This window comes from Streptomyces synnematoformans, assembly GCF_039531005.1.
Classification (GTDB): domain Bacteria; phylum Actinomycetota; class Actinomycetes; order Streptomycetales; family Streptomycetaceae; genus Streptomyces; species Streptomyces synnematoformans.
This window is the reverse complement of sequence record NZ_BAAAPF010000151.1, coordinates 1-16,425: the sequence shown is the minus strand read 5'-3', so window position 1 is coordinate 16,425 and position 16,425 is coordinate 1. Positions and strand designations below refer to the sequence as shown.

At 73.2% G+C, this 16,425-nt stretch carries 15 protein-coding genes and 2 pseudogenes; 14 read left to right on the top strand and 3 right to left on the bottom strand.

The window, feature by feature from the left end:
* From ABD317_RS21335 to ABD317_RS21320, 4 genes and pseudogenes are all read left to right on the top strand, one after another.
* A partial coding sequence (locus ABD317_RS21335) for an ADP-ribosylglycohydrolase family protein (protein ID WP_344291536.1) occupies window positions 1-531 on the top strand: 531 nt, incomplete at its 5' end.
* A pseudogene (locus tag ABD317_RS21330) lies at window positions 528-1,449 on the top strand (ribokinase). The gene ABD317_RS21335 and the pseudogene ABD317_RS21330, both read left to right, overlap by 4 nt.
* A gap of 115 nt (window positions 1,450-1,564) precedes the next feature.
* Window positions 1,565-2,818, top strand: a complete 1,254-nt coding sequence (locus tag ABD317_RS21325; protein ID WP_027751712.1) for a CoA transferase — start codon at window positions 1,565-1,567, stop codon at window positions 2,816-2,818.
* Complete coding sequence (locus tag ABD317_RS21320) at window positions 2,815-3,726, top strand: HpcH/HpaI aldolase/citrate lyase family protein (protein WP_344291535.1); 912 nt, start codon at window positions 2,815-2,817, stop codon at window positions 3,724-3,726. Before ABD317_RS21325 ends, ABD317_RS21320 begins: the two co-directional genes overlap by 4 nt.
* A 133-nt stretch (window positions 3,727-3,859) precedes the next feature.
* On the opposite strand, the gene ABD317_RS21315 is transcribed toward ABD317_RS21320, so the two are convergent.
* Entirely contained in the window at window positions 3,860-6,085 is a 2,226-nt protein-coding gene (locus tag ABD317_RS21315) for an NADP-dependent isocitrate dehydrogenase (RefSeq protein ID WP_344291534.1), read from the bottom strand.
* Window positions 6,086-6,275: 190 nt separating this feature from the next.
* Between ABD317_RS21315 and ABD317_RS21310 the strand changes: the two genes are divergently transcribed.
* Window positions 6,276-6,980, top strand: a complete 705-nt coding sequence (locus ABD317_RS21310) for an LmeA family phospholipid-binding protein (protein WP_027751709.1) — start codon at window positions 6,276-6,278, stop codon at window positions 6,978-6,980.
* 61 nt (window positions 6,981-7,041) lie between these two features.
* Here ABD317_RS21310 and ABD317_RS21305 read toward each other — a convergent pair whose 3' ends face one another.
* Window positions 7,042-7,416 carry a four-helix bundle copper-binding protein gene (locus tag ABD317_RS21305; RefSeq protein ID WP_027751708.1) on the bottom strand — a complete coding sequence of 125 codons (375 nt, stop codon included), beginning with the start codon at window positions 7,414-7,416 and terminating at the stop codon, window positions 7,042-7,044.
* A gap of 541 nt (window positions 7,417-7,957) precedes the next feature.
* On the opposite strand from ABD317_RS21305, the gene ABD317_RS21300 reads away from it, so the two are divergent.
* The 4 genes from ABD317_RS21300 (at window position 7,958) to ABD317_RS21285 (ending at window position 12,661) form a co-directional block, all read left to right on the top strand.
* Window positions 7,958-9,397 (top strand): GuaB1 family IMP dehydrogenase-related protein, encoded by a 1,440-nt coding sequence (locus ABD317_RS21300; protein WP_344291533.1) that lies wholly within the window; start codon window positions 7,958-7,960, stop codon window positions 9,395-9,397.
* Between the two features lie 59 nt (window positions 9,398-9,456).
* Window positions 9,457-9,912 (top strand): AsnC family transcriptional regulator, encoded by a 456-nt coding sequence (locus tag ABD317_RS21295; protein WP_027751706.1) that lies wholly within the window; start codon window positions 9,457-9,459, stop codon window positions 9,910-9,912.
* A gap of 154 nt (window positions 9,913-10,066) precedes the next feature.
* Complete coding sequence (locus ABD317_RS21290) at window positions 10,067-10,855, top strand: carbon-nitrogen hydrolase family protein (protein WP_344291532.1); 789 nt, start codon at window positions 10,067-10,069, stop codon at window positions 10,853-10,855.
* 102 nt (window positions 10,856-10,957) lie between these two features.
* Window positions 10,958-12,661 (top strand): flavin monoamine oxidase family protein, encoded by a 1,704-nt coding sequence (locus ABD317_RS21285; RefSeq protein WP_344291531.1) that lies wholly within the window; start codon window positions 10,958-10,960, stop codon window positions 12,659-12,661.
* A gap of 58 nt (window positions 12,662-12,719) precedes the next feature.
* On the opposite strand, the pseudogene ABD317_RS21280 reads toward ABD317_RS21285, so the two are convergent.
* Window positions 12,720-13,106 (bottom strand): annotated as a pseudogene (locus ABD317_RS21280) (DUF5995 family protein); the annotation flags it as partial.
* 26 nt (window positions 13,107-13,132) lie between these two features.
* Here ABD317_RS21280 and ABD317_RS21275 point away from each other — a divergent pair.
* The 5 genes from ABD317_RS21275 (at window position 13,133) to ABD317_RS21255 (ending at window position 16,392) form a co-directional block, all read left to right on the top strand.
* On the top strand, window positions 13,133-14,659 hold the full coding sequence (locus ABD317_RS21275; RefSeq protein ID WP_344291530.1) for a recombinase family protein: 1,527 nt from the start codon (window positions 13,133-13,135) through the stop codon (window positions 14,657-14,659).
* A 72-nt stretch (window positions 14,660-14,731) separates the two neighbouring features.
* A complete protein-coding gene (locus ABD317_RS21270) occupies window positions 14,732-15,025 on the top strand; it encodes a hypothetical protein (RefSeq protein WP_344291529.1) in 294 nt (97 codons plus the stop codon).
* Window positions 15,022-15,234, top strand: coding sequence for a hypothetical protein (locus ABD317_RS21265; protein ID WP_344291528.1), 213 nt, complete (start codon window positions 15,022-15,024; stop codon window positions 15,232-15,234). Before ABD317_RS21270 ends, ABD317_RS21265 begins: the two co-directional genes overlap by 4 nt.
* A gap of 657 nt (window positions 15,235-15,891) precedes the next feature.
* Entirely contained in the window at window positions 15,892-16,110 is a 219-nt protein-coding gene (locus ABD317_RS21260; RefSeq protein ID WP_344291527.1) for a hypothetical protein, read from the top strand.
* A gap of 87 nt (window positions 16,111-16,197) precedes the next feature.
* On the top strand, window positions 16,198-16,392 hold the full coding sequence (locus ABD317_RS21255; RefSeq protein WP_344291526.1) for a hypothetical protein: 195 nt from the start codon (window positions 16,198-16,200) through the stop codon (window positions 16,390-16,392).
* The last annotated feature ends 33 nt before the right edge of the window (window positions 16,393-16,425 follow it).

Here is a 16,425-nt window from a genome sequence, read left to right as displayed (position 1 = left end):
GCCGCGGCCGGCGGGGACGCCGGCGTGTACGAGGCGCTGCGCGCCGGCCTGGCCGTCGTGCCGCCGCGCTCCCGGCTGGCCCGCGCCGTGCGGCACAGCATCGAGCTGGCCCGCACCGAACCCACCGGCACGCCCGAGGGCTTCGCGGACGTCGTCGACGAGTTGCACGCCGTCCACGACGGGCGCCACTGGGTGCACGTCGTCCCCAACGCGGCGCTGCTCGCCGCCGCGCTCACGCACGCGGCCGGCGACTTCAGCGGCGCCGTCTGCCGCGTCGTCTCCGGCGGTTGGGACACCGACTCCAACGGCGCCACCGCCGGCTCCGTCGCCGGGCTGCTCGCCGGGGCGCCGGCGGCGCTGCCGGAGCGGTGGACGGCGCCGCTGCGCAACCGGCTGGCGACCTCCGTCGGCGGCCTGGACGGCATCGGCTTCGACGAACTCGCCGCCCGCACCGCCGCCCACGCGCTGCCCGCCCCGGCCCGCCCGCCCGACGGCGCACCGCCGCACCACCCACGGAGGCAGTCCGCATGACACCCCCTGTGTCAACCTCACGCGTCCCGATCGCCGTGTTCGGCAGCGTCAACATGGACCTCGTGGCGTACGTCGCCACCGCCCCGCACCGCGGCGAGACCGTCACCGGGCGCGAGTTCCGCACCGTGCCCGGCGGCAAGGGCGCCAACCAGGCCGTCGCCGCCGCCCGCGCGGGCGGGGCGGTGACGATGATCGGCGCGGTCGGCGCCGACGGCTTCGGCGCCGAACTGCGCGCCGCCCTCGACGGCGCCGACGTGGACACCGCCGGGCTGCGCACCGCCGGCGGCGCCAGCGGCACCGCGCACATCGTCGTCGACGACGACGGCGGCAACTCCATCGTCGTCGTCCCCGGCGCCAACGCCGCCGTCACCTCCCTCGCCGCCGGCGACGCGGAGCGGATCGCCGCCGGGCACGCTCCTGCTGCAGCTGGAGCTGCCGGTGGCCGGCGTCGCGGCCGCCGCCGAGGCGGCCCGCGGGCACGGCGTACGCACCGTGCTCACCCCCGCCCCCGCCCGCCCGCTGCCCGAGCGGCTGCTCGCCGCCACCGACCTGCTCGTCCCCAACGAGCACGAGGCCGCCGCGCTCACCGGCAGGTCCGACCCGTACGAGGCCGCCGCGGCGCTGCTGGAGCGGGTGCCGGAGGTCGTCGTCACCCTCGGCGGCGCGGGCAGCCTGTACGCGGCGCGCGGCCGGGAGCCGGTCGCCGTGCCGGCGGGCGAGGTCCGGGCCGTCGACACCACGGCCGCGGGCGACACCTTCGTCGGCGCGCTGTGCGTGGCGTACGCCGAGGGCCGGCCGATGCCGGCGGCGATGGCGTGGGCGTCCGCCGCCGCGGCGCTCGCCGTGCAGCGGCCGGGCGCGTCGTCCGCCATGCTGGCGCGCGCGGAGATCGACCGGCTGGCGGCCGGGGTCCCGTGACCCGCGTACCGCCGCGGACCCCCGCGGGGCCGCGGGCGCACGGCCCACGGACGGCACCCCCGCACAGCACCCGCACCACCCGCACCACCCGCACCACCGAGGAAGGCGCGACACCATGACCGACACCCCCGCCTCCGACGTCTCCGATGCTTCCTCCGCCGACACCTCCGTCTCCGCGACGCCGCAGGCTCCGCTCGCCGGACTGCGCGTCCTGGACCTCGCGACCCTCTTCGCCGGCCCGCTGGCCGCGACCATGCTCGGCGACTTCGGCGCCGAGGTCGTCAAGGTCGAGCACCCCGCCAAGCCCGACCCCTCCCGCGGCCACGGGCCGGCCAAGGACGGCGTCGGCCTGTGGTGGAAGCTGCTCGGCCGCAACAAGAAGAACCTCACCCTCGACCTGTCCACGCCCGGCGGGCGGGACGTGCTGCTGCGGCTGGCCGCCGGAGCCGACGTGGTCGTCGAGAACTTCCGCCCCGGGACGCTGGAGAAGTGGGGGCTCGGCTGGGCGGAGCTGTCCGCCGCCAACCCCCGCCTCGTGCTCGCCCGGGTCACCGGCTTCGGCCAGTTCGGCCCGTACTCCCGCCGCCCCGGCTTCGGCACCCTCGCCGAGGCGATGAGCGGCTTCGCCGCGGTCACCGGCGAGCCGGACGGCCCGCCGACGCTGCCGCCGTTCGGGCTCGCGGACTCCGTCGCCGCGCTCTCCACCGCGTACGCCGTGATGACCGCGCTCGCCGGGCGGGAGCGCACCGGCCGCGGGCAGGTGGTCGACATGGCGATCATCGAGCCGATGCTGACCGTGCTCGGCCCGCAGCCGGTCTGGTACGACCAGCTCGGCTACGTCCAGCCGCGCACCGGCAACCGCTCCACCAACAACGCGCCGCGCAACACCTACCGCACCGCCGACGGCCGCTGGCTCGCCGTCTCCACCTCCGCGCAGTCCGTCGCCGAGCGGGTGGTGCGGCTGGTCGGGCGGCCCGAGCTGGCCGCGGAGCCGTGGTTCGGCAGCGGCGCGGGCCGGGCGCGGCACGCCGACGAGCTGGACGAGGCGGTGGGCGGGTGGATCGCGCGGCACGACGCCGCGACGGTCGTCGCCGCGTTCGACGAGGCGCAGGCGGCGGTGGCGCCGGTGTACGACGTGCGGGACGTGATGGCCGACGAGCAGTACCGGGCACTGGGCTCCATCACCGAGGTCGAGGACGCCGAACTGGGCACCGTGAAGATGCAGAACGTGCTCTTCCGGCTCTCCGAGACCCCGGGCGCGATCCGCTGGGCGGGCCGGCCGCACGGCGCGGACACCGACGCGGTGCTGGCCGAACTGGGGCTGACCGGCGCGGAGATAGCCGGGCTGCGGGACGAGGGGGCGGTGTGAGCGCCCCGCGCGCGTCCGCGGTCGCGCCGGACCCGGCGGCCGGAGCCGGGGCGGCCGCGGACCCGGCCGGGCAGGACACGTACCTGACGTGGCTGTACGTCCCCGGGGACCGGCCCGCGGTGGTCGCCAAGGCGCTGCACAGCGGCGCGGACGTGGTGCTGGTCGACCTGGAGGACGCGGTGGCGCCCGAGCGCAAGCCGTACGCGCTTGCCGCCACCGCGGAGCTGCTGAGCGAGCCGCGCCCCGGCCCGGTGCCGGTGCACGTCCGCGTCAACGCGCTCGCCGGGCCGCTGGCGGACGGCGAACTGCGCACGCTGGCCCCGCTCCCGGGCCTGGCCGGACTCCGGCTGCCGAAGACCGGCGGCCGGGAGGAGGTGCTGCGTGTGGCCGCCGCCGCCCGCGCGGCCGGCGGCGTGCCGCCGCTCTACCCGCTCCTCGAATCCGCCCTCGGCGTCGAGCGCGCCTACGAGATCGCCGCCGCGCACCCCGCCGTGCGCGGCATCGCGCTCGGCGAGGCCGACCTGCGCGCCGAGCTGGGCGTCGCCGACGACGCGGGGCTCGTCTGGCCGCGCGGCGAGGCCGTCGCCGCCGCCGGCGCCGCGGGGCTGCCCCCGCCCGCGCAGTCGGTGTACCCGGACGTCGCCGACCTCGACGGCCTCGCCCGCTCCTGTGCCGCGGGCCGGGCCCTGGGCTTCCTGGGCCGTACGGCGATCCACCCCCGGCAGCTGCCGGTGATCGAGCGCGCGTTCCTGCCCACCCGGCAGGAGGCCGAACGGGCCGAGGAGATCGCCGCCGCGGCGGCCACGGACGCGGGCGCCCTCGCGCTGCCGGACGGCCGCTTCGTCGACGCCGCCGTGGTGGCCGAGGCCCGCCGCACCCTGCGGCTGGCCCGCCGCCGCACGGCCTGACCCGGCACGGCCCGACACGGCACCGCTAGGCACGGCACCGCTAGGCACGGCACCGCTAGGCACGGCACCGCCCGGCCGGGGGCTCCGGCCGGGCGGTGGCGGCGGTACGGGTGCGGGGCGCGACCCGCGGTGCTCAGCCCAGCGTCGACAGCGCCTCGTTGAGCGTCCGCGACGGCCGCATGACGGCCGCGGCCTTCTCCGGGTCCGGCCGGTAGTAGCCGCCGATGTCGGCGGGGTTGCCCTGCACCGCGAGCAGCTCCTCGACGACCCTCGACTCCTGCTCGGCCAGCGTCGCCGCCAGCGGCGCGAACGCCTCCGCGAGCGCCGCGTCGGCCGTCTGCCCGGCCAGCTCCTGCGCCCAGTACAGCGCCAGGTAGAAGTGGCTGCCGCGGTTGTCGATGCCGCCGACGCGGCGGGTGGGCGACTTGTTCTCGTTGAGGAACGTCGCCGTCGCCCGGTCCAGGGTGTCGGCGAGGACCTGGGCGCGGTCGTTGCCCGTCCGCTGCGCCAGGTGCTCGAAGGACACGGCCAGCGCCAGGAACTCGCCGAGGCTGTCCCAGCGCAGGTAGTCCTCCTTGACCAACTGCTGCACGTGCTTGGGCGCGGAGCCGCCGGCGCCGGTCTCGAACAGGCCGCCGCCGTTCATGAGCGGGACGACGGAGAGCATCTTCGCGCTCGTGCCCAGCTCCAGGATGGGGAAGAGGTCGGTGAGGTAGTCGCGCAGCACGTTGCCGGTGACCGAGATGGTGTTCTCGCCGCGGCGGATGCGCTCCAGCGACAGGGCCATCGCGTCGACGGGGGCGAGGATGCGGATGTCCAGGCCCTCGGTGTCGTGCTCCGGCAGGTACTGCCGCACCTTGGCGATGAGGTTGGCGTCGTGCGCCCGGCTCTCGTCCAGCCAGAAGACCGCCGGGTCGCCGGTGGCGCGGGCGCGGGTGACGGCGAGCTTCACCCAGTCCCGGATCGGCGCGTCCTTGGTCTGGCACATGCGGAAGATGTCGCCCGTGGCGACGGGCTGCTCCAGCAGGGCGTCGCCGGCGTCGTCGACGACGCGCACGGTGCCCGGCGCGCCGATCTCGAACGTCTTGTCGTGGCTGCCGTACTCCTCGGCCTTCTGGGCCATGAGGCCGACGTTGGGCACCGAGCCCATCGTCGCCGGGTCGAAGGCGCCGTGCGCCCGGCAGTCGTCGATGACGACCTGGTAGATGCCCGCGTAGCTGCTGTCCGGGATGACCGCGAGGGTGTCGGCCTCCGCGCCGTCCGGGCCCCACATGTGGCCGGAGGTGCGGATCATCGCCGGCATCGAGGCGTCCACGATGACGTCGCTGGGGACGTGCAGGTTGCTGATCCCGCGGTCGGAGTCGACCATCGCCAGCCGGGGCCCCTCGGCCAGCTCGGCGTCGAACGACGCCTTGATCTCCGTGCCCTCGGGCAGCGCGTCCAGGCCGGCGAGGATGCCGCCGAGCCCGTCGTTGGGGGTCAGGCCCGCGGCGGCCAGCGTCTCGCCGTAGCGCGCGAACGTCCGGGGGAAGAAGGCCCGTACCGCGTGGCCGAAGACGATCGGGTCGGAGACCTTCATCATCGTGGCCTTCAGGTGCAGCGAGAACAGCACGCCCTCGGTCTTCGCCCGGGCGACCTGCTCGCCGAGGAACGCGCGCAGCGCCTCGACGTGCATCACGGAGGCGTCGACCACCTCGCCGGCGAGCACCGGCACCGACTCGCGCAGCACGGCCGTGGTGCCGTCCGCGCCTGCCAGCTCGATGCGCAGGCTGCCGTCCCGCTCGACGACCGCGGACTTCTCGGTGGAGCGGAAGTCGTCGGCGATCATGTGGGCGACGTTGGTCCTGGACTCCGGGCTCCAGGCGCCCATGCGGTGCGGGTGGCTGCGGGCGTAGGCCTTCACCGAGGCGGGGGCGCGGCGGTCGGAGTTGCCCTCGCGGAGCACGGGGTTGACGGCGCTGCCCTTGACCTTGTCGTAGCGGGCGCGGATGTCGCGCTCCTCATCGGTCTTGGGCTCGTCCGGGTAGTCCGGCAGGTCGTAGCCGTGCGTGCGCAGCTCGGCGATGGCGGCCTTCAGCTGCGGGATGGACGCCGAGATGTTCGGCAGCTTGATGATGTTCGCCCGCGGGGTCTGCGCCAGCTCGCCCAGCTCGGCGAGCGCGTCGGCCACCTGCCGGTCCGCCGGCAGCCGCTCCGGGAAGCCGGCGAGGATCCGCCCGGCCAGGGAGATGTCGCGGGTCTCCACGCCGACCCCGGCGGTCGCGGCGTACGCCTGGACCACCGGGAGGAACGAATACGTCGCCAGGGCCGGGGCCTCGTCGGTGTGGGTGTAGATGATCGTCGATGCTGATTCGGTCACCGGGTGCTCCAGTCCGCGTCGCTGCTCTGCCGGATTGCTTGATATCAAGATATCCAATGCGCCGCCCGCGCCGGACAGGGCCCTGCGTCGTCACACCGTCAGGAATGCGTCACACCTGGTCGGCACCGCCGGAAGGGCGTACGGGACGGGATAGGGTCGCGGCAACGACGCTTCCGGGGGGATCTGACTCATGCGTGGACTGCGGATCGTGTGCGTGGTGTGCCTCGTGCTCGGCGTGCTCCTCGTCGCCGCGGACCGGCTGACCGTGTACGTGGCCGAGGGGAGGGTGGCGGAGAAGATCCAGGCCAGACAGGGGCTGGAGGGCAGCACGGAGGTGTCCATCAACGGCTTCCCGTTCCTCACCCAGATCGCCGGCAAGCGCCTCGACGACGTCGACGTGACGATGACCGGCATCCGCGCGGACGCGGCCGCCTCCGGCACCGGCGAGCGGCTGCTGGTCTCCGAGTTCGACGTCGAGCTGAGCGGCGTCGACCTGGACGAGGACTACGGCGGCGCGACCGCGGAGAGCGCCGCGGGCTCCGCCCTCATCGCGTACGAGGCGCTCACGGCCGTGGCCGGCCGCCAGGGCGTCACCTTCGCCTACGGCGGCGACGGCAGGGTGAAGGTCACCGCGAGCGCCGCGGCGCTGGGCGCGCCGGAGCCGGTCGAGGTGCTCTCCACGGTCGAGTCCGCGGGCGGCGACACCATCCGGCTGCACGCCGAGGAGATCCCGGCCGCCGGCGCGCCCGGCGCGGAGGAGGCGGTCCGCGGCGCCGTCGACGTCGACCGGCAGGTGGGTGGGCTGCCGGACGGGGTGCGGATCGACATGGTCACGGCGACCGAGGACGGCATCGTGGTCGACGTGGCGGGCGAGGGGATCCGGGTCGCGGGCTGAGGCCGCGCCGCGGGGCACTCCCGTGCGGCCCGGCCGCACGGGAGCCGAGCGCGGCCGCGTGTCAGGCGAGGCTCCCGAGGAAGCCGCGGCACGCCTGCTCGCAGCGGCGGCACGCCTCGGCCCGCTCCGCCGCCCGCGGCGAGGCGGCCAGCCGCTCGTAGTCCTCCGCGCAGGCCGCGCAGGTCGCGGCGCACAGCTCGACCTGGGCCCGCAGGCCCGGCACGTCGTACCGGCCGTGCTGGGTGAGCATCCGCGAGGTGTGCTCGCAGACGTCCGCGCACCGCAGGTCCAGCCGCTGGGCCGCGTTCGGCTCGGCCGGCCCGGCGGGCTGCAGGCACGCCGTCGCGCACTCCGCGCACGCCTGTGCGCAGGCGAACCCGTCCTCAAGGTAACGGACGAGGGCTTCGCGGCCGAGTTCACCGGTCGGCACCGCCATCTGAGGTCGCCTCCTCCACCTGGGGCGTCAGCTGTCCGCCCTGCTCCCGGGGCGCCGGGGGTCAGGACACCGGACCCGGCTGCGGATTCGGATCCGGCACCGGGTCGGGGCCGGGCGGCCGGGGGATCGGATCGGGCGCGGGCGGCGGCTCCGGTACGGGCACGGGCCCCGGTCCCGGTCCTGGCCCCGGCCCCGGGCCAGGTCCCGGTCCGGGACCGGGGCCCGGTCCCGGGCCCGGATCGGGTCCCGGGCCGGGCGGGGCGGGCGGCTTCGGCGGTACGGGTTCGGGTTCCCGGTCCGCCGCCGGCAGCGGGCGGGCCCCGCTGCCGGACGCCGGCACCTGAGTCGGCTGCGTCGGCATGTCGTCCCTCCACTCACGGGTCGTCTGTGTTCCGCGGCGGTCATGGGGGCGCGTGCCCGCCCGCACCCGGCTTCACGCCCCCGCGCCGGGAGATCCGCCCGATTGCCGCCCCCGCCCCCGCGCGGCGGCCGGGGGCCCGGCCGCCGCGCGTCACCGCGGCCGCGTGGGACACTGAAGCACGTGCGTTTCCTGAATGACTCCGCCGCGCCGTACGACCTGACGTACGACGACGTGTTCATGGTCCCCCGCCGCTCCGCCGTGGGCTCCCGCCAGGCCGTGGACCTGTCCTCCGCCGACGGCACCGGCACCACCGTCCCGATCGTCGTCGCCAACATGACGGCCATCGCGGGCCGGCGGATGGCGGAGACCGTGGCCCGCCGCGGCGGGCTCGTCGTCATCCCGCAGGACATCCCCATCGACGTCGTCGCCGACGTCGTCTCCTGGGTCAAGAAGCGCGACCTGGTGCTCGACACCCCCATCGTGCTGGGGCCGCACTCCACCGTCGCCGACGCGCTGGCGCTGCTGCCCAAGCGGGCGCACGGCGCCGCCGTCGTCGTCGAGGACGGCCGGCCCGTGGGCGTCGTCACGGAGTCCGACCTGAGCGGCGTGGACCGCTTCACCCAGCTGTCCGAGGTCATGTCCCGCGAGCTGCTCCTGCTGGACGCGGGCATCGACCCGCGGGAGGCGTTCAACCGCCTGGACGCCGCCCACCGCCGGCTCGCCCCCGCCCTCGGCGCCGACGGCCGGCTCGTCGGCCTGCTCACCCGCAAGGGCGCCCTGCGGGCCACGCTGTACACCCCCGCCACCGACGCCCGCGGCCGGCTGCGCGTCGCCGCCGCCGTGGGCATCAACGGCGAGGTCGCCGGCCGCGCCCGGCAGCTCCTCGACGCCGGCGTCGACACCCTGGTCGTGGACACCGCGCACGGCCACCAGGAGCAGATGATCCACGCGCTGCGCGCCGTCCGCGCCCTCGACCCCGGGGTGCCGGTGGTGGCCGGCAACATCGTCTCCGCCGAGGGCGTACGCGACCTCGTCGAGGCGGGCGCCGACATCGTCAAGGTGGGCGTCGGCCCCGGCGCCATGTGCACCACCCGGATGATGACCGGCGTCGGCCGGCCCCAGTTCTCCGCCGTGCTGGAGTGCGCCGCCGAGGCGCGCCGGCTCGGCCGGCACGTGTGGGCCGACGGCGGCGTGCGGCACCCCCGCGACGTCGCGATGGCGCTGGCCGCCGGCGCCTCCAACGTCATGATCGGCTCCTGGTTCGCCGGCACCTACGAGTCCCCGGGCGACCTGCAGCAGACCGCCGACGGCCGGCTGTACAAGGAGAGCTTCGGCATGGCCTCCGCGCGCGCCGTCCGCGGCCGCACCGTCGAGGAGTCCGCGTACGACCGGGCCCGCAAGGCCCTCTTCGAGGAGGGCATCTCCACCTCGCGGATGTTCCTCGACCCGCAGCGGCCGGGCGTCGAGGACGTCATCGACGCCGTCGTCGCGGGCGTGCGCAGCGCGTGCACGTACGCCGGGGCGGGCACCCTGGAGGAGTTCCACGAGCGGGCCGTGGTCGGGGTGCAGAGCGCCGCGGGGTACGCCGAGGGCAAGCCCCTGCACGCCAGCTGGCAGTAGCGGCACCCCGGCGCCGGCCGGGGCGGGAGCGGACCGGCCGGGCATGGTGTACTGCGGACATGCGACTCGACGAGCTGGACGAGCGGATCGTGCGCGCCCTCGCCGAGGACGCCCGCCGCACCTACGCCGACATCGGCGCCGAGGTCGGCCTCTCCGCGCCCGCGGTCAAGCGCCGCGTGGACCGGCTGCGCGCGGCCGGCGCCGTCACCGGCTTCACCGTACGTGTCGACCCCGGCGCGCTCGGCTGGGCCACGGAGGGCTACGTCGAGCTGTACTGCCGCTCCAACACCGGGCCCGCCGACATCCGCCGCGCGCTGTCGCGCTACGCCGAGGTGGCCTCCGCCTCCACGGTCACCGGCGACGCCGACGCCGTCGTGCAGATCTTCGCCACCGACATGCGCCACTTCGAAGAGGTGCTGGAACGGATCGCCGGAGAGCCGTTCGTCGAGCGCACCAGATCGGTCCTCGTCCTCTCCCCGCTCGTGCGCCGCTACGCCCCCGACCCACCGCTCTGAGCGGCCGCCGGCCGCGCGCAACGGATCACCGCCCGGACGCCGGCACACGCAACGAATCGCCTGGTCGGACGCAATCGACCGGCCTTGTTCCGGGCCTCGCGCAGGACGTACGGTCGAGTGGAACAGACCGCACCACCCGCCTGCGAGGTTGCACATGGCGCCGCTGCGCATCGCTTTGCTCCAGGGGCCGACCGGAACGCCCCCGAGCAGGCAGGAGGGGCTCGCCGCGCTGGAGGCCGCCGCCCGGACCGCCGCCGCCGGGGGCGCCCGGCTGCTGGTCGCCGCCGAGCTGTTCCTCAGCGGGTACGCCACCGACCCGGCGGGCCGCGCGGAGCCGGCCGACGGGCCGGGCGCCCGCGCCGTCGCCGGCATAGCCGCCGACCACGGCCTGTCCATCGTCTACGGCTATCCGGAGCGGGACGGCGCCGACGTGTACAACGCCGCCCAGCTGATCACCCCGTACGGCTACCCGCTCGCGAACTACCGCAAGACCCACCTCTTCGGCGACTTCGAGCGGAAGTTCTTCACCCCCGGCGACACGCAGGTGGTCCAGGCGGACGTCGACGGCCTCCGCGTCGGGCTGCTGATCTGCTACGACGTGGAGTTCCCCGAGGCCGTGCGGGCGCACGCACTGGCGGGCACCGAGCTGCTGCTCGTGCCCACCGCGCTGATGCGCCCGTACGAGTTCGTGGCCCGCACCCTCGTCCCCGCCCGCGCCTACGAGAGCCAGCTGTACGTTGCGTACGCCAACCGCGTCGGCGCCGAGGGCGAGCACCACTTCGCCGGGCTGAGCTGCCTGGCCGCGCCCGACGGCACCGTGCGCGTCCGCGCCGGGCACACCGGCGAGGACCTCGTCCTCGCCGACGTCGACCCGGCCCGGATCGCCTGCGCCCGCCTCGACAACACCTACCTCGCGGACCTGAGGCCCGAGCTGTACGCCTGACGAGCCTCCCGCCGCCCCCGCACCGCCCGTACGCACGCGCCCCCGCGCCCAGACGCCGGGCCCGTGCGCCGCCCTGCCCGAAAGCCCGAGGAGCCCCGCCCGATGACGTCCACCGTGCCCACCGCCGTCCACCCCGCGGGAGAGGAGGCGCCCCGGCGGCCGGTCACCATGTTCGGCCCCGACTTCCCCTTCGCGTACGACGACTACCTCGGCCACCCCGCCGGCCTCGGCCAGATACCGGCGACGGAGCACGGCACCCGGGTCGCCGTCATCGGCGGCGGGCTCTCCGGCCTGGTCACCGCGTACGAGCTGATGAAGATGGGCCTGCAGCCGGTGGTCTACGAGGCGGACCGCATCGGCGGCCGGCTGCGCACCGAGACGTTCCCCGGCTGCGACCCCGCGCTCACCGCCGAGATGGGCGCGATGCGCTTCCCGCCGTCGTCCACGGCGCTGCAGCACTACATCGACCTCACCGGCCTGCAGACCCGCCCGTTCCCCAACCCGCTGGCGCCCGGCACCCCCTCCACCGTCGTCGACCTCAAGGGCGAGTCGCACTACGCCCGCACCGTCGACGACCTGCCGCAGGTCTACCGCGACGTCGCCGCCGCCTGGGCCGCGTGCCTGGAGGAGGGCGCGGACTTCTCGGCCATGAACCGCGCCATCCGCGAGCGCGACGTGCCGCGCATCCGCGAGCTGTGGGCCGGCCTGGTCGAACGGCTCGACAACCAGACCTTCTACGGCTTCCTCTGCGACTCCCCGGCCTTCCGCTCCTTCCGGCACCGGGAGATCTTCGGCCAGGTCGGCTTCGGCACCGGCGGCTGGGACACCGACTTCCCCAACTCCATCCTGGAGATCCTGCGCGTCGTCTACACCGAGGCCGACGACGACCACCGCGGCATCGTCGGCGGCAGCCGGCAGCTCCCGCTGCGGCTGTGGGACCGCGCACCGGACAAGATCGTGCACTGGGCGCAGGGCACGTCGCTGGCCGCCCTGCACGACGGCGGCGCTCCGCGCCCGGCCGTCACCCGGCTCGGCCGCGCCGCGGGGGAGCGCATCACCGTCACCGACGCCTCCGGCGACGTGCACACCTACCGGGCCGCGGTCTTCACCGCCCAGTCGTGGATGCTCCTGTCGAAGATCGACTGCGCCGACGAGCTGCTGCCCATCGACCACTGGACCGCCGTCGAGCGCACCCACTACATGGCGTCCTCGAAGCTGTTCGTGCCCGTGGACCGGCCGTTCTGGCTGGACCGCGACGAGCGGACCGGGCGGGACGTGATGTCCATGACGCTCACCGACCGGATGACCCGCGGCACGTACCTCCTCGACGACGGCCCGGACCGCCCGGCCGCGATCTGCCTCTCGTACACCTGGTGCGACGACAGCCTGAAGTGGCTGCCCCTGCCGGCGGAGGAGCGGATGGAGGTCATGCTCAAGTCGCTCGGCGAGATCTATCCGGGCGTCGACATCAGGAAGCACGTCATCGGCCCGCCCGTGACGGTCTCCTGGGAGGACGAGCCGTACTTCATGGGCGCCTTCAAGGCCAACCTGCCCGGCCACTACCGCTACCAGCGGCGGCTGTTCACCCACTTCATGCAGGAGACGCTGCCGGCGGGCAAGCGCGGGCTGTTCCTGGCCGGCGACGACATCTCCTGGACCGCGGGCTGGGCCGAGGGCGCGGTCCAGACGGCGCTGAACGCGGTCTGGGGCGTCATGCGGCACCTCGGCGGCGCCACCGACCCGGTCAACCCCGGGCCCGGGGACGTCTTCGACGCCATCGCCCCGGTGGAGCTGCCGGAGGACTGACGCGGGATCCGGGCCGCGGCCGGTGCGCACGCGGCCCGGATCCGGCGCCCGGGCCGGCTCAGCCGTCGGCCCGGGCGGCGCGCAGCGGCACCAGCAGGCACCGCGAGACCAGGCCGACCGACTGGTCCAGCCGCTCGGTGAACTCCTCGTCCACCTCCGGCAGCCCGCGCAGCCGCCACAGCACCCCGGCCGCCGCCCACGCCGCGTCCCGGGCCCGCTCCAGGCTCCACGCCCCCGCGAGGTGGGTCAGCGGATCGGCCACGTCCAGCAGGTCGGGCCCCGGCATCAGCTGCTCGCGGATCTGCTCCTCCAGCCGTACGAGCAGCTCGCCGACGCGCTCGTAGTCGCCCTCGACGTCCGCCGGTTCGCGGTCGAGCGCGCGGCAGGTGGCGACGACGGCGAGCGGGAGGTCGTAGCCGATGTGGGCGTTGATGCCGGCGAGCGCAAGACAACTGAACTAGCATCCCAGCCATGGCAGCCCAACCGCGGATAGTCGGAGCCATCCGGCTATCACGCTACTCCGACGAATCCACCTCACAAGAGGTACAAGAAGAGATGATCACGGACGCTGGCCGGCGGATCGGCGGAACGTTCGTGGGATGGCCGAAGGATATCGACGTTTCGGCCCTGAAGACTTCCCCCTGGGAGCGTCCCGAACTCCTCGCGTGGCTTGAGCGGCCGGACGCTTGGGACGTGATGATATGGCAGCGGCTTGACCGCGCTGTACGTTCCATGGCGGACATGGCTGACCTTGGCCGCTACGCCAAGCAGCATGGTAAGCGGCTGGTGTTTGCCAGCGGGCCGGGTGGGGCGCAGCTCGAACTTGACTTTGCGTCGCCCATGTCAGAGCTGATTATGCTTATCCTCGCGTTCGCCGCGCAGCTTGAGGGCCAGACCATCATGGAACGCACGCAGGGCACAGCGCAGTACCTACAGTCCCTTGGGCGCTGGTCCGGGGGAGTCCTGCCCTACGGGTACCAAGCCTCACGGCGGACTTTCCCGGACGGGAATGAGGGGTGGTGGCTCATTGAGCACCCCGAAACGGCAGCTATCCGGCGGGAGATGATCCGGCGGGCAATAGCGGGGGAGTCATACAGTGCCATCACTGCATGGTTGAACGAGTCCGGCGCCGTGACGCCCATGGAACATCGGGCGAAGATGGCTGAGCGGGACGTAGAGCCGCACGGAGGTTGGAAGAGTACGGCTGTGCGGTCCATGCTTCGGTCGCCAATCGCGCGCGGGCACGTCGTGAAGCGCAACGGCGAAACCGTACGCAACGCTGACGGCAGCCCGGTAATGCAGGGTGATCCGCTGATTGATGACGCGACGTGGTACACGCTGGTTGCCGCGCTCAAGAAGCGAGAGGTTCCGGAACTACAGCAGCCGCGCCGCCGTGATGCACACCCGTTGCTTGGTGTGCTGGTCTGCGCTGAGTGCGGACAGAACATGCACGTAGGCCAGCGCAGGCAGAACGACGGCAGCGTGCAGAAGCAATTCAGGTGCAACGGTGGGCACAGCAACCGGCCGACCATACCGCAGGCGGAAACAATCCAATGGGTCGCCAAGACGTTTGTCCGGCGTATGGGACGGATGCGACTGACGGAGGAAGTCCAGATACCGGGCGTCGACTACACGGACGAGATCGCCGAACTCAAGGCGGAAATTGGTGAGCTGACCAATCGGCTTGCACGCATGCGCGGCGCTGCGGCGGACGCAATGGAGTCGCAGATTGCGGCACGAAGCGACCGCGTTGAAATGTTGTCGGCAATCCCGGTGGAGCCGCCCAGGGTAGAGACTCGTCAGCTCAATCAGACAGTCCGCGATGTGTGGGAGGGCACCCAGGAAGCCGGACAGCGGGTGATCCTGCTGGATTTCGGGGTGCGTGTAGAGGTTGGACCGCCTACCGGGTGGCGCCGCCCCGTGAGTGAGCGACTGGAAATGTTCATCTACACCAACGTAGACCACTCGGACCCAAGCGCAGCGCTCGGAGACGAGTAACCAAATGGGCAGCGGGAGCGCCGCAGACGCCAATCAACGAACGCTCCCGCTGTCCTCAACAGAGGAGACACCATGATAGACGACACCTTTACAGCGATGGCGCGTGAGGTCTGCGCGGGGCGCCCGGAGCTGGTCACCGACATCGCGCAGGCGGGACGGCTCACCGCGTGGGAAGCGCCCGACACCAACGAAACGGAGCTTCGCGACGCCATGGCTGCGGAGCTGAGAGCCGCTACGCGCTGCGGTGCACGCCGTCCCGGCTACGACCAGCGGCCTGCCATTGGCCGCAACTCCATCCCGTGTGTGCACGAGCACGGGCACGAGGGCACGCACGCGAACGCCTTCGGGGACCGGTGGGCGCTGTGAGCGACGAGCTGAGGGCACGCGGCGAAGAGATGCAGGCCATACAGGCGCGGGAGGCTGCGCTGTGGGCGATGATCTGGCAGGGCGTTGACACGCCGTACCTACGGGAGCGGATACGGGCCTGTGAGGCTGTCAGAGCCGCCCTCTGCGGCTACCCGGGCGCGATGGCTGAGGGGATGCGCGGCCCGGACGGCAAGTCACTAGCGGCCTAGCCGAACCAGCGGAATAGCCCGTCCGGGATCACCCCCGGGCGGGCTTTCTTCTGCCCCCATTTTGGTGTGATCTAGGTCACGGCCCCCGTGGTGAAATGGGTGGCGTCAGCCTCTCCGTTCAGCGGGGTCGCCCCGGCGGATGGCGCTCACTTGACACCTCTCGGGTCTCATTTGGGCTTCGCGAGCCCTATTTCAGCGAAGCGGCTGCCGAGCTGATGTCCGTTTAGTCCGCAATTGAGAAGATTCCCGGTGCAGAAATGTACTCCGATGTAGAAGACTCTCTGTCGTCACGTGAAGGGGGGTACAACGGGGTAAAGAATTGCACCGGGCTTTCTGGTGGAAGCTGCCGGGCATCCCGCTGCCAGCGGCACCACACTAAACGTGTTGACCACTTGGTAGGTAAGGAAGGTTTGCGCTCCGCGGTTGAGGTCACTCCCGCTGCGCGCGCTCTCCCAGGTGTTGACGGCGCCGCCCACGCACAGACGAAGCCCCGGCTTCCCCGATCACCATGCGCCGTCCGCTGGTGGTGATCGGGGGAGTCGGGGCTTTTGCGTTCACGCCGCGGGTTCGCCGCACCTGAGCGCACGGCGCAGCCCCCGGGGAATCGGAAAGATCCTCTTGGTGCCCGGGGGCTGCGCCCAAACCCGAGGAGAAACCATGCGCCGGCTGTCGCCTATCGGCAGAGGATCGAATGGAGTCTTCGAGTGGTACCTGCTTTCGCCGGCGGATGAAGATGATGATGACGAACTCGTCTATCTCATCTACCACTTCGACTCCGACACCCTGTCAATTGCCGTAGGCATGGACGCAACCGAGGAAGCCGTAGAGCTTGAACGCCTTGGCTGTTCCGTACAGATCATCGCGCCGCCGCACTAGGCACCCGATGGGGCCCGTTGGCCCACCCAATCCCGCCGCGCCGCTCCCAGAGCACCCGGCTAACACCGATGTTCTAGGAGAACGATCATGGAGCTTACCCACGCTGCCGCTGTGGCGCGTATGAAGGCCATTGACACAGAGCTTGAGCGCATGCAGCGCGAGAGCAACCCTGATGAATCGAAGCTGGACGCGCTCACCGCTGAGTTCGGCGAGCTGAACGAACACCGCAAGCAGATTGAGCGCAAGCGCGCGCTGGACGCTGAGCCTTTTCCAACCTGCTGATGCAGTCTGGTGGTTGGCGTGACAGACGAGTGA